At 38.4% G+C, this 12388-nt stretch carries 23 protein-coding genes; all 23 read right to left on the bottom strand.

The window, feature by feature from the left end; genetic code table 11:
- Positions 1-73: 73 nt before the first annotated feature.
- Complete coding sequence (gene eno / locus PSF86_RS00775; RefSeq protein WP_277898146.1) at positions 74-1363, bottom strand: phosphopyruvate hydratase; 1290 nt, start codon at positions 1361-1363, stop codon at positions 74-76.
- Positions 1360-2481, bottom strand: coding sequence for a glutamine-hydrolyzing carbamoyl-phosphate synthase small subunit (carA, locus tag PSF86_RS00770; RefSeq protein ID WP_277898145.1), 1122 nt, complete (start codon positions 2479-2481; stop codon positions 1360-1362). Before carA ends, eno begins: the two co-directional genes overlap by 4 nt.
- A gap of 93 nt (positions 2482-2574) precedes the next feature.
- Positions 2575-3093 carry a 50S ribosomal protein L17 gene (gene rplQ, locus PSF86_RS00765; protein WP_277898144.1) on the bottom strand — a complete coding sequence of 173 codons (519 nt, stop codon included), beginning with the start codon at positions 3091-3093 and terminating at the stop codon, positions 2575-2577.
- Positions 3094-3168: 75 nt separating this feature from the next.
- Positions 3169-4161, bottom strand: coding sequence for a DNA-directed RNA polymerase subunit alpha (locus tag PSF86_RS00760; protein WP_277898143.1), 993 nt, complete (start codon positions 4159-4161; stop codon positions 3169-3171).
- Positions 4162-4182: 21 nt separating this feature from the next.
- Positions 4183-4788 (bottom strand): 30S ribosomal protein S4, encoded by a 606-nt coding sequence (rpsD, locus tag PSF86_RS00755; protein WP_277898142.1) that lies wholly within the window; start codon positions 4786-4788, stop codon positions 4183-4185.
- Between the two features lie 82 nt (positions 4789-4870).
- Positions 4871-5263 carry a 30S ribosomal protein S11 gene (gene rpsK / locus PSF86_RS00750; protein ID WP_178949687.1) on the bottom strand — a complete coding sequence of 131 codons (393 nt, stop codon included), beginning with the start codon at positions 5261-5263 and terminating at the stop codon, positions 4871-4873.
- Positions 5264-5277: 14 nt separating this feature from the next.
- Positions 5278-5652, bottom strand: a complete 375-nt coding sequence (gene rpsM, locus PSF86_RS00745) for a 30S ribosomal protein S13 (RefSeq protein ID WP_277898141.1) — start codon at positions 5650-5652, stop codon at positions 5278-5280.
- Positions 5653-5655: 3 nt separating this feature from the next.
- Positions 5656-5772, bottom strand: a complete 117-nt coding sequence (gene ykgO / locus PSF86_RS00740; protein WP_074978891.1) for a type B 50S ribosomal protein L36 — start codon at positions 5770-5772, stop codon at positions 5656-5658.
- Between the two features lie 4 nt (positions 5773-5776).
- Positions 5777-5992 (bottom strand): translation initiation factor IF-1, encoded by a 216-nt coding sequence (gene infA / locus PSF86_RS00735; protein ID WP_014031991.1) that lies wholly within the window; start codon positions 5990-5992, stop codon positions 5777-5779.
- A gap of 2 nt (positions 5993-5994) precedes the next feature.
- The gene (gene secY / locus PSF86_RS00730) at positions 5995-7350 is read right to left on the bottom strand and encodes a preprotein translocase subunit SecY (RefSeq protein ID WP_277898140.1); all 1356 of its coding nucleotides are present in this window, start codon (positions 7348-7350) and stop codon (positions 5995-5997) included.
- A gap of 13 nt (positions 7351-7363) precedes the next feature.
- Positions 7364-7816, bottom strand: coding sequence for a 50S ribosomal protein L15 (gene rplO, locus PSF86_RS00725; RefSeq protein ID WP_277898139.1), 453 nt, complete (start codon positions 7814-7816; stop codon positions 7364-7366).
- A gap of 13 nt (positions 7817-7829) precedes the next feature.
- Positions 7830-8009: a 50S ribosomal protein L30 gene (rpmD, locus tag PSF86_RS00720; protein WP_277898138.1), complete on the bottom strand. Its 180-nt coding sequence runs from the start codon at positions 8007-8009 to the stop codon at positions 7830-7832.
- Between the two features lie 13 nt (positions 8010-8022).
- Positions 8023-8547, bottom strand: a complete 525-nt coding sequence (gene rpsE / locus PSF86_RS00715; RefSeq protein WP_277898137.1) for a 30S ribosomal protein S5 — start codon at positions 8545-8547, stop codon at positions 8023-8025.
- Positions 8548-8553: 6 nt separating this feature from the next.
- The gene (gene rplR, locus PSF86_RS00710; protein ID WP_277898136.1) at positions 8554-8910 is read right to left on the bottom strand and encodes a 50S ribosomal protein L18; all 357 of its coding nucleotides are present in this window, start codon (positions 8908-8910) and stop codon (positions 8554-8556) included.
- A gap of 11 nt (positions 8911-8921) precedes the next feature.
- The gene (gene rplF, locus PSF86_RS00705) at positions 8922-9464 is read right to left on the bottom strand and encodes a 50S ribosomal protein L6 (RefSeq protein WP_277898135.1); all 543 of its coding nucleotides are present in this window, start codon (positions 9462-9464) and stop codon (positions 8922-8924) included.
- 19 nt (positions 9465-9483) lie between these two features.
- A complete protein-coding gene (gene rpsH / locus PSF86_RS00700) occupies positions 9484-9882 on the bottom strand; it encodes a 30S ribosomal protein S8 (RefSeq protein WP_277898134.1) in 399 nt (132 codons plus the stop codon).
- 64 nt (positions 9883-9946) lie between these two features.
- Complete coding sequence (rpsN, locus tag PSF86_RS00695; protein WP_277898133.1) at positions 9947-10216, bottom strand: 30S ribosomal protein S14; 270 nt, start codon at positions 10214-10216, stop codon at positions 9947-9949.
- 3 nt (positions 10217-10219) lie between these two features.
- Positions 10220-10771: a 50S ribosomal protein L5 gene (gene rplE / locus PSF86_RS00690; RefSeq protein ID WP_277898132.1), complete on the bottom strand. Its 552-nt coding sequence runs from the start codon at positions 10769-10771 to the stop codon at positions 10220-10222.
- A 2-nt stretch (positions 10772-10773) separates the two neighbouring features.
- Complete coding sequence (rplX, locus tag PSF86_RS00685) at positions 10774-11088, bottom strand: 50S ribosomal protein L24 (RefSeq protein ID WP_277898131.1); 315 nt, start codon at positions 11086-11088, stop codon at positions 10774-10776.
- A gap of 12 nt (positions 11089-11100) precedes the next feature.
- Positions 11101-11469, bottom strand: coding sequence for a 50S ribosomal protein L14 (gene rplN / locus PSF86_RS00680; RefSeq protein ID WP_277898130.1), 369 nt, complete (start codon positions 11467-11469; stop codon positions 11101-11103).
- Between the two features lie 2 nt (positions 11470-11471).
- On the bottom strand, positions 11472-11729 hold the full coding sequence (gene rpsQ / locus PSF86_RS00675; RefSeq protein WP_008613590.1) for a 30S ribosomal protein S17: 258 nt from the start codon (positions 11727-11729) through the stop codon (positions 11472-11474).
- 17 nt (positions 11730-11746) lie between these two features.
- Positions 11747-11938, bottom strand: coding sequence for a 50S ribosomal protein L29 (gene rpmC, locus PSF86_RS00670; protein WP_277898129.1), 192 nt, complete (start codon positions 11936-11938; stop codon positions 11747-11749).
- Between the two features lie 14 nt (positions 11939-11952).
- Entirely contained in the window at positions 11953-12372 is a 420-nt protein-coding gene (gene rplP / locus PSF86_RS00665; RefSeq protein ID WP_202029075.1) for a 50S ribosomal protein L16, read from the bottom strand.
- Between the last annotated feature and the right edge of the window lie 16 nt (positions 12373-12388).

The following is a 12388-nucleotide window of genomic DNA, read 5'->3' as shown; positions in this document are numbered from 1 at the left end:
CACTTGATTTCACGGCATAAAAAAACCTCCCAAAAAATTGGGAGGTTTTGTGTTTTATTTAAAACGTTTCCTGTTACTTTATCTTAAACGCTTTTTCTTGCGGATAAAAGGCCACGGCACCCAATTCTTCCTCAATGCGGAGCAATTGGTTATATTTGGCCATACGATCGCTTCGGGAAGCAGATCCTGTTTTAATCTGCCCTGTGTTTAATGCTACGGCAAGATCGGCAATGGTATTGTCTTCGGTCTCTCCAGAACGGTGAGACATTACTGAAGTATACCCTGCATTTTTGGCCATATTTACCGCTGCAATGGTTTCGGTTAGCGTACCTATTTGGTTTACCTTAATCAAAATAGAATTTGCTATGCCGTTATCGATTCCTTTAGACAAACGCTCTACATTGGTAACGAATAAATCGTCTCCAACCAATTGTACTTTGTCGCCTACTTTTTCCGTAAGCATTTTCCAGCCTTCCCAATCGTTTTCATCCATACCATCTTCAATAGAAATAATTGGATATTTTTGGCTTAGCCCGGCTAAATATTCTGCTTGCTCAGCAGAAGTTCTCACAGCGCCTTTATCGCCTTCAAACTTTGTATAATCGTATTTACCATCTACATAAAACTCTGCTGAAGCACAGTCTAAAGCAATCATTACTTCATCGCCCATTTTATATCCGGCCTTTTCCACAGCTTTAGAAATGGTATCCAGTGCATCTTCGGTTCCATCAAGCGTGGGCGCAAAACCTCCTTCATCTCCTACAGCGGTACTTAAACCTCTGTCGTGCAATACCTTTTTAAGATTATGAAAAATTTCGGTCCCCATTTGCATGGCGTGCGTAAAGTTTTTTGCTTTCACGGGCATTACCATAAATTCCTGGAAGGCAATAGGTGCATCAGAATGCGAACCCCCATTAATAATATTCATCATGGGGACCGGAAGTGTATTTGCACTTACGCCGCCTACGTATCGGTATAATGGCATCCCGAGTTCGTTTGCAGCTGCTTTTGCTACGGCTAGTGAAACCCCTAAAATAGCATTTGCTCCCAATTTGGATTTATTTGGGGTTCCATCTAGATCAATCATGGTTTGATCGATCAAATTCTGTTCAAACACAGAAGCCCCTACAAGTTCTTCAGCTATAATTGTATTTACGTTTTTTACGGCCTGTGCCACACCTTTCCCCATGTAATCTTTACCTCCATCACGCAACTCTACTGCTTCGTGTTCTCCGGTAGACGCACCTGAAGGCACCGCAGCCCTGCCCAAGACTCCATTTTCTGTTACTACATCTACTTCTACGGTTGGATTTCCTCTTGAATCTAATATCTGGCGTGCATGAACACTTATTATTATACTCATACTGTTTCTAGTTTTTGTTGTTTAATGTTTTCTATAAATTGATCGAATAAATATGTGGCATCATTAGGTCCGGGACCAGCTTCTGGGTGATATTGAACCGAAAAACAATTCTTTTTAAGGTGTTTAATGCCCATTACTTCATTGTCGTTTAAATGAGTATGGGTAATTTCAATATCAGGATTGGCTTCCGCTTCCTTTCTGTTGATGGCAAAACCATGATTTTGAGAGGTAATCTCTCCTTTTCCGGTGCTGTGGTTGATAACCGGATGGTTAATTCCACGGTGGCCGTTATACATTTTAAAGGTTGATATCCCCTGAGATAATGCAATTACCTGGTGGCCCAGGCAAATCCCGAACAAAGGAAGATCTTTATCTATAATGGTTTTTGCTATTTCTATAACCGAGGTTAAGGGTTCTGGATCCCCGGGTCCATTGGACAAAAAGTACCCATCCGGATTAAAGGCCTTCATCTCATCAAAAGTGGCATTGTATGGAAAAACTTTAATATAACAATCACGTTTTGCCAAGTTCCTAAGGATGTTTTTCTTGATACCCAAATCCATGGCTGCAATTTTATAGGTTGCATCTTCGTTTCCGTAGAAGTAAGGTTCTTTAACAGATACCTTTGAAGCAAGCTCAAGTCCTTTCATGTTGGGAGTATTTGCCAACTGCACCTTCAAATCGTCTATTTTGTCTACTTCGGTAGAAATCACGGCATTCATTGCACCATGGTCCCTGATGTAACTTACCAGTGCCCTTGTATCTACATCGGAAATTGCAAGTAAATTGTTCTCTGCTAAAAAGTTCTCCAATGAATCGGATTTCCCGGTGCGGGATGGCACATAGCTAAAGTTTTTGCATATAAGCCCTGCAATTTTAACCGAATCTGATTCTTCTTCATCATTTTTTACACCGTAATTTCCAATATGTGCATTGGTGGTTACCATTAATTGCCCAAAATATGATGGATCGGTAAAAATTTCCTGATAGCCTGTCATTCCAGTATTAAAACAGACTTCGCCAAATGCGCTTCCTTCTTTATTGGCTACTGATTTTCCATAAAATATGGTTCCGTCGGCCAATAAAATCATTGCTTTTTTTCTTGTTTGATACTTCATTTGTGGATGTTACAAAAGTTTTACAAAATAACATAAAAAAAAGGATAAACTAAAGCGTTTATCCTTTTTGATATGTTATGATAACATTAATCACTATTCTTGTGAAGTTTCTGGTTTTTCTTTTTCAGAATCTTCTTCTTTAGCAGGAGCTTCTTTAGCCTGAGGGGCTTCAACAGTAGCTTCCTCGGTAGCTTTCTTGCTTCTACTTCTTCTGGTCGACTTTTTCTTTGCAGGTTTGTCGGCATTGTAAATTTCGTTGTAATCAACCAATTCTATCATTGCCATGTCTGCATTATCACCAAGCCTATTGCCCAGTTTAATAATTCTAGTGTAACCTCCGGGCCTGTCGCCTACTTTAGCGGCTACTTCCCTAAAAAGTTCGGTTACTGCATATTTGTCTCTAATCCTACTAAAAACGATACGCCTGTTGTGTGTTGTATCTTCTTTAGACTTGGTCACTAGCGGCTCAATAAACTGCTTTAAAGCTTTTGCTTTGGCCAATGTTGTATTGATGCGCTTATGCTCGATTAAAGAGCAGGCCATATTGGCAAGCATAGCCTTTCTGTGGGCTGCCTTTCTGCCTAAATGGTTAAATTTTTTTCCGTGTCTCATGACGTTTCTTTTAAACCTTCATCTTGCTCAACCTACGTTAAGGGAGCAAATTATGATGTTTGTTATTTACTGTTACTAATCTTTATCTAATTTATACTTTGATAGGTCCATTCCAAAGCTAAGCCCCTTATTGTTTACAAGTTCTTCTAGCTCGGTTAGTGACTTTTTACCAAAGTTTCTGAATTTCATTAAATCGTTCTTGTTAAAAGATACCAAGTCTCCAAGTGTATCTACTTCGGCCGCTTTTAAACAGTTTAGCGCACGTACTGAAAGATCCATGTCCACTAGCTTTGTTTTAAGCAATTGGCGCATATGAAGTGATTCTTCATCATAGGTCTCTGTTTGCGCAATTTCATCGGCTTCAAGTGTTATACGCTCATCAGAGAATAACATGAAGTGGTGAATAAGTATTTTTGCGGCTTCGGTTAAAGCATCTTTTGGATGAATTGAACCGTCTGAAATAATTTCGAACACCAATTTCTCGTAATCGGTTTTTTGTTCCACACGATAATTCTCAATGCTATATTTAACATTTTTGATAGGAGTATATATAGCGTCCGTGAAGATAGTTCCAAGAGGCGCATTGGCTTTCTTGTTCTCTTCGGCAGGCACGTACCCTCTACCCTTTTCAATCGTGATTTCCATATTTATGGTTACCTTAGGGTCTAAATTACAGATAACAAGATCTGGGTTTAGCACCTGAAAACCAGAAATAAATTTTTGGAAATCTCCAGCAGTGATCTGTTCTTTACCTGAGATTGAAATAGAAACGGTCTCGTTATCGATGTCATCTATTTGTCTTTTAAAACGAACTTGTTTTAAATTTAAAATGATTTCCGTAACGTCTTCAACTACACCGTCTATGGTAGAAAATTCATGTTCTACTTTATCTATTCTGGTTGATGTAATTGCAAAACCTTCTAATGAAGATAAAAGAACTCTTCGTAATGCGTTACCAACGGTCAATCCGTATCCTGGTTCCAAAGGTCTGAATTCAAACTTACCTTCGAAATCGGTAGAATCGATCATTATAACTTTATCGGGCTTCTGAAAATTTAGTATTGCCATAGTACGACTGCTGTCTAATTATTATTTAGAGTATAACTCGACGATTAATTGCTCTTTAATGTTTTCTGGAATTTGTAAACGCTCGGGAACAGTAACAAAAGTTCCTTCTTTTTTCTCGTTGTTCCAAGTAATCCATTCGTAAACACTACTGTTGTTTGAAAGCGAATTGTTAATAGCTTCCAATGATTTTGATTTTTCCCTTACCCCAACTACATCGCCTGGCTTTAATTGGTAAGATGGAATGTTCACGATTTCTCCGTTCACGATAATATGACGGTGCGAAACCAATTGTCTGGCCCCTCTTCTTGAAGGAGATATGCCCATTCTGTAAACTACGTTGTCCAAACGGGACTCGCAAAGCTGTAAAAGTACTTCACCGGTAACACCTTTGCTACGGTTTGCTTTTTCGAATAGGTTTCTAAACTGTCTTTCTAATATACCGTAAGAGTACTTTGCTTTTTGCTTCTCCATTAACTGGACAGCATATTCTGATTTTTTACCTCTTCTACGGTTGTTACCGTGTTGTCCTGGAGGATAATTTCTTTTTTCGAAAGATTTATCATCTCCAAATATTGCTTCCCCGAATTTACGGGCTATTTTGGTCTTAGGACCTCTATATCTTGCCATGTTTTTTAAAAATTGTGAAGGTGATTATGAATTAAGGCTATCCTTCGATAATCGTAAAAACCTCCTTTTAAACATAAATTAATTAAACTCTTCTTCTTTTAGGTGGACGACATCCATTGTGGGGTAGCGGGGTAACATCAATAATTTCTGTTACTTCAATACCTGCATTATGAATGGAACGGATTGCTGATTCTCTACCAGAACCTGGTCCTTTAACGTACACTTTAACTTTTCTAAGACCTGCCTCCTGAGCTACTTTTGCAGCATCTTCTGCAGCAATCTGCGCAGCATAAGGAGTGTTTTTCTTAGAGCCCCTGAATCCCATTTTTCCTGCTGATGACCATGCAACTACATCTCCTTTTTTGTTTGTAAGTGAAATGATTACGTTGTTGAATGATGCAGCTATATGAGCTTCACCTACAGACTCTACTACAACTTTGCGTTTCTTAGCAGTTTTTGTATTTGACTTTGCCATAATTAAGCTACGAATTATTTAGTTGCTTTTTTCTTGTTAGCAACAGTTTTTCTTTTACCTTTTCTTGTTCTAGAGTTGTTCTTAGTACGCTGACCCCTTAAAGGAAGTCCAGCTCTATGACGAATACCTCTTTGACAACCGATGTCCATTAAACGCTTAATGTTTAACTGAACCTCTGAGCGGAGCTCTCCTTCAATCTTGAATGAAGAAATTGCCTCTCTGATTGCAGCGATATCTTCATCTGCCCAATCGTTAACTTTTTTGTCTTCGCTAACCTGAGCTTTTTCTAAGATCTCTTTAGCTCTACTTTTTCCTATACCAAAGATGTAAGTTAAACCTATAACTCCTCTTTTGTGCTTTGGTAAATCTACTCCTGCGATTCTAGCCATAACTTATCCTTGTCTTTGTTTAAATCTAGGATTCTTTTTATTAATTACATACAATCTCCCTTTTCTACGCACAATTTTGCACTCGGGACTTCTTTTCTTTAGTGATGCTCTTACTTTCATCTCTTTAATATCTATAAGTAATTCTTGCTTTGGTTAGGTCGTAAGGGCTCATTTCAAGTTTCACCTTATCTCCCGGCAAGAGTTTAATGTAATGCATGCGCATTTTACCGGAGATATGAGCCGTTACTACGTGACCATTCTCTAATTCTACTCGAAACATTGCATTGGACAATGCTTCTATAATAGTTCCGTCTTGTTCTATTGCTGGTTGTTTTGCCATAACTAAGCTACAACTTTTCTGTTTTTACCTGTTTTCATCAAGCCATCGTAATGCCTGTTCAACAAGTATGAGTTAACCTGTTGCATTGTATCAATGGCAACACCCACCAAAATAAGCAATGAGGTACCGCCATAAAACAATGCCCATCCTTGCTGAATCCCCATAATCTTCATGACAATTGCAGGCAATACTGCAATGAGTGCCAAGAATAATGATCCGGGGAACGTAATAAGAGACATTATTTTATCTAAATAATCTGAGGTTTCCTTACCGGGGCGTATGCCCGGGATAAATCCACCGCTTCTTTTTAGGTCGTCTGCCATTTTATTTGTTGGTACTGTAATTGCGGTGTAAAAATACGTAAATATTATAATTAACAATGCAAATACTATATTGTACCACAATCCAAAGATGTTACTAAACTCTGTTTGCAACCATTCTCCAACACCAGTATCTTTCAATGCGCCTATTCTACCTATGTATGCAGGTGCAAACATAATTGCCTGAGCAAAAATAATTGGCATTACTCCTGATGCATTTAACTTCAACGGGATATACTGTCTTGATCCAAATACATTTTTCTCGTAACCTCCAGAGGCTGTTCTTCGTGCGTATTGAACCGGTATTTGTCTAGTTGCCATTACAAGCATGATACATGCCAGGATAACAACGAACCATAAAATCAATTCAATCAATATCAACATTAATCCCCCGTTGGATCCTGCTGTCCTGGAAACGAATTCCTGAACAAACGACTGTGGCATTCTTGCAATAATACCTACCATAATAAGTAAGGAGATACCGTTACCAATACCTTTATCGGTAATTTTTTCTCCCAACCACATGGCAAAAATGGTACCTGTCACCAAAATTAACACTGCCGGAATCATAAAGTCCAGTCCTTTCCCTAATAAAAAGGCACTGTCCGGAACCCCTAAGGACCCTAGTGAATACAAATAGGCCGGGGCTTGCACCAAACAGATACCTATGGTTAACCATCTGGTTATCTGGTTTAATGTTTTTCTTCCACTCTCTCCTTCTTTCTGTAATTTTTGAAGATAAGGAATGGCCAGCCCCATTAACTGTACCACAATTGATGCGGAAATATATGGCATGATACCCAATGCAAAGAACGAAGCGTTTGCAAAAGCACCGCCTGTAAATGCATTTAATATCCCCAATAAACCTCCTCCATCTGTCCTGGACGATAATTCTGCCAATTGTTGCGTATCAATACCCGGCAAAACTACTTGTGCCCCAAAACGGTACACTAACAAAAGTCCTAAGGTAATTATAATCCTTCCCTTAAGTTCTTCAATCTTCCAGATATTGCTTAATGTCTCAATAAATTTCTTCATGGTTACTTGTTGGTTATAAACTTACTGCTTCACCTCCTGCTGCTTCAATAGCTGCTTTTGCGCTGGCGGTAAATTTATGTACTGATATTTTTAATTTAGCTTTTAGTTCTCCACCACCTAATATTTTTACCAAGTCTGAAGACTTAACAACTCTGTTACTAACTAAAACATCTAAATCAACAGTGTCTTTAACAACACCTTTATCAACCAATTCCTGTAACTTGTTTAAATTGATACCAACGTATTCTTTTCTATTGATGTTGTTAAAACCAAATTTAGGAACACGTCTTTGAAGTGGCATCTGCCCACCTTCAAAACCAATTTTCTTAGAGTATCCAGAACGGGACTTGGCTCCTTTATGGCCTCTAGTGGCTGTACCACCTTTGCCGGAACCTTGGCCGCGACCTACTCTTTTTCCGTCTTTATGTACTGAACCTTTAGCGGGTTGTAAGTTACTTAAATTCATAACTATATTGTTATTAAGCTTCTTCTACAGAAACTAAGTGTTCTACTTTTTTTACCATACCAAGGATATTTGGCGTTGCATTATGCTCGACTGTTTGACCAATTCCTTTAAGGCCTAATGCTTTTAACGTTCTTTTTTGTGTTTCAGGACGTTTTATATTGCTTCTTACTTGTGTAACTTTAATCTTTCCCATGATTATCCTTGATTTATCCTTTAAAAACTTTTTCTAAAGAAATCCCTCTTTGAGCTGCTACGGTCTTTGCATCCCTTAAACGTAACAAAGCATCAAAAGTTGCTTTTACTACGTTGTGCGGGTTTGAAGACCCTTGCGATTTAGAAAGTACGTCGTGTACCCCAACTGCTTCTAGTACCGCACGTACTGCACCACCTGCAATAACCCCGGTACCATGTGAAGCCGGCTGTACATATACCCTTGCTCCTCCGTATTTTCCTTTTTGCTCATGAGGCAATGTACCTTTGTTAAGAGGTATACGAACTAAGTTTTTCTTTGCATCTTCTACTGCTTTGGAAATAGCATCTGCTACTTCTTTAGATTTTCCTAATCCGTGACCAACTACTCCGTTCTCGTCTCCCACAACTACAATTGCAGAAAAACCGAAGGCTCTACCTCCCTTAGTAACTTTAGTAACTCTTTGTACACCTACTAAGCGATCTTTTAATTCAAGTCCGCTGGGCTTTACTAATTCTACGTTTTTATAATCTTGATACATATTTTCTTAGAATTTAAGTCCTGCTTCTCTAGCACCGTCTGCTAATGATTTAACTCTACCATGGTATAGATAACCACCTCTATCAAAAGAAATAGTTTCATACCCAGCGCTTTTTGCTTTCTCTGCAATAGCTTTTCCAACCAGGGCAGCGATTTCTATTTTAGTACCTTTTGCAGAACTAATTTCTTTGTCTCTTGATGATGCCGCCAATAAGGTCTTTCCAGATTCGTCATCTATCAATTGTGCGTAAATTTCTTTATTGCTTCTAAAAACAGCCAGTCTTGGTCTTGCTTCCGTTCCGGAAACAACCTTACGTATCCTGTTTTTGATTCTCTGTCTTCTTTCAGTCTTTGATAATGCCATAATGCTAATTATTAAGCTGATTTACCTGCTTTTCTTCTTAATTGTTCTCCAACAAACTTGATTCCTTTTCCTTTGTAAGGCTCTGGCTTACGGAAAGAACGGATTTTAGCTGCTACCTGACCAACTAATTGCTTATCGAATGAAGTTAGTTTTACGATTGGGTTTTTTCCTTTTTCAGATATCGTCTCTACTTTTACCTCAGAAGCAAGCTCGATAACGATGTTATGGGAAAAACCAATGGCCAAATCTAATTTCTGACCTTGGTTGCTGGCCCTGTAACCAACTCCAACCAATTCTAACTCTTTAGTAAAGCCTTCTGAAACACCTACAATCATGTTATTGATTAATGATCTGTACAGACCGTGCTTGGCTTTAATATTTTTTATCTCTGAAGAACGTTCTACAACTACATTCCCTTCTTCTACTTTTACAGTAACATCAGAAAATGTTTGTTTTAATTCTCCAAGTTTACCTTTTACGGTAACTTCGTCTTCTTTAACATCTACAGTAACTCCCTCGGGAATTGCTATTGGACTATTACCTATTCTTGACATTTTTTCTTGTCTTTATATATTAGTAAACGTAACACAATACTTCTCCTCCAACGCTCTCTTTTTTAGCCTGCTTGCTGGTCATTACCCCGTGGGAAGTTGACACGATAGCAATACCAAGACCGTTAAGAACCCTAGGAAGTTCATCTTTTCCGGAATACTTACGCAGACCGGGCGTACTTATGCGCTTTAGCTTTTTAATAACAGGTTCTTTGGTTAGCTTATCGTACTTCAAAGCTATTTTGATAATCCCCTGTACGGAGTCGTCTTCAAATTTATAACTTAAAATATATCCTTGGTCGAATAATATTTTAGTGATGTCTTTCTTCAAATTTGAAGCAGGTATTTCTACCACTCTATGACCAGCGCTGTTCGCGTTTCTTATTCTTGTTAAATAATCTGATATAGGATCTGTATACATCTGTATTTATTTGCGGTAACAGTTTTCGGTTTTTTGGCCGAACTTGCCACCAATTAAAATTTTCTTACCAACTTGCTTTTTTAACCCCTGGGATCAAACCTTGGTTTGCCATTTCCCTGAACGTTACACGGGAAATCCCAAAAGTACGCATGTACCCTCTTGGTCTTCCGGTTAATTTACAACGGTTGTGCAAACGTACCGGCGAAGCGTTTTTTGGCAATTTTTGTAATGCTTCATAATCTCCGGCTTCTTTTAAGGCCTTTCTTTTTTCAGCATATTTTTCTACCAATTTTTCTCTTTTTACCTCGCGGGCTTTCATTGATTCTTTAGCCATGTCTTAATTCTTTTTAAAAGGTAATCCTAATTCGCTTAATAATGATTTTGCCTCTTTATCGGTTTCAGCACTGGTTACAAAGGTAATGTCCATACCTGAGACCTTGTTTACTTTATCGATATTAATTTCCGGGAAAATAATCTGCTCGGTAACACCAAGGTTGTAATTACCCCTTCCGTCAAAACCATTTGCTTTGATACCATTAAAATCTCTTACTCTTGGCAGTGCAGAAGTAATCAATCTATCTAAGAATTCGTACATTTTCTCTCCGCGCAAAGTTACTTTTGCCCCGATTGGCATTCCTTTACGTAGTTTAAATGATGCAACGTCTTTTTTAGATATCGTTGCAACTGCTTTTTGCCCAGATATTCTACTTAATTCGTCTACTGCGTATTCGATTAGTTTTTTATCTGCTACAGCTGCACCAACTCCACGGCTAATAACAATCTTTTCCAGCTTAGGCACCTGCATAATATTGGTATAACCAAACTCTCCTGTAAGAGCAGAAACTATTCTTTCTTTGTACTCTTGTTTTAATCTTGGAATGTAAGCCATAATTAAATTACTTCATTAGATTTTTTAGAAAATCTCACTTTCTTACCATCTCTTGTTTCATAACCAACCCTTGTTGTCTTGCCCGATTTGGGATCAATCAACGATAGGTTTGAAATATGGATAAGAGCTTCTTTCTTAACGATACCTCCTTGAGGGTTTTTAGCGCTTGGCTTCTCGTGTTTCGACACGAGGTTTACGCCCTCAACGATCGCTTTGTTCTTTTCACGATTTACTCTAAGTACTTGCCCTTCTGAACCTTTATGGTCTCCTGCAATTACCCTAACAGTATCTCCTGATTTTATCTTTAGTTTTATCATTGTCTTAATGTATTAAAGCACCTCTGGCGCCAATGATACAATTTTCATAAACTGCTTATCGCGCAATTCTCTTGCCACTGGCCCAAATACACGGGTTCCGCGCATTTCGCCTGCCGGGTTAAGGAGCACGCAAGCATTATCATCAAAACGGATGTAAGAGCCGTCTGGCCTCCTTACTTCTTTTTTGGTACGAACCACTACTGCTGTGGATACCTGTCCTTTTTTAACGTTTCCGTTTGGAGTGGCATCTTTTACGGTAACAACTATTTTGTCACCAACAGAAGCATATCTTCTTTTAGTACCTCCTAAAACGCGGATGGCCAAAACTTCTTTAGCCCCGGTGTTGTCTGCTACTTTTAATCTTGATTCCTGTTGTACCATAATTATTTCGCTCTTTCAATGATTTCAACTAATCTCCAACATTTGGTTTTACTCAATGGACGTGTCTCCATTATTTTTACTGTATCGCCAATGTTGCAATCGTCTTTTTCGTCGTGCGCAACATATTTTTTAGTTTTTAACACGAACTTACCGTACATAGGGTGCTTTACTCGTTTAACTTCAGAAACCACTATTGATTTCTGCATTTTGTTACTTGTAACTACCCCTATTCTTTCTTTTCTTAAATTTCTATTTTCCATCTTCTAGCAGAATCGAATTATTGTAATTCTCTTTTAGTAAGCTCTGTTGCCAATCTTGCCACGGTTCTTCTAGTATGTCTCAACTGAAGTGGATTTTCCAAAGGCGTGATTGCATGAGCCAGTTTTAAATCTGCATATTGTTTTTTAACAATACCAAGCTTTTCTTGTAGCTCAGCAGTAGACAATTCTCTAATTTCTGACTGTTTCATAATCTTCTTAATAATTAAGCTGAATAATCTCTAGCTACAATAAACTTTGTTTTTACAGGCAGTTTCTGTGCTGCAAGCCTTAAGGCTTCTTTTGCAACATCCATAGGAACTCCGCCTATTTCAAACATAATTCTACCTGGTTTAACTACAGCTGCCCAATATTCTGGGGCACCTTTACCTTTACCCATACGCACCTCAAGAGGCTTTTTTGTAATTGGCTTGTCTGGGAAAATTTTAATCCACAATTGCCCTTCCCTTTTCATGAAACGGGTTGCTGCAACACGGGCCGCTTCTATTTGACGGGCCGTGATAAACGATGAATCCATTGATTTTATCCCAAACATACCATTTGAAAGTTCATGCCCTCTTTGAGAGATTCCTTTCATACGGCCTTTTTGCTGCTTACGGTATTTTGTTCTTTTCGGCTGTAACATTTTTCTTTTACTTTAA

The organism is Galbibacter pacificus (assembly GCF_029603165.1).
In the GTDB taxonomy this organism is placed as follows: Bacteria; Bacteroidota; Bacteroidia; order Flavobacteriales; family Flavobacteriaceae; genus Galbibacter; species Galbibacter pacificus.
This window is presented reverse-complemented; position numbering and strand designations above follow the sequence as displayed.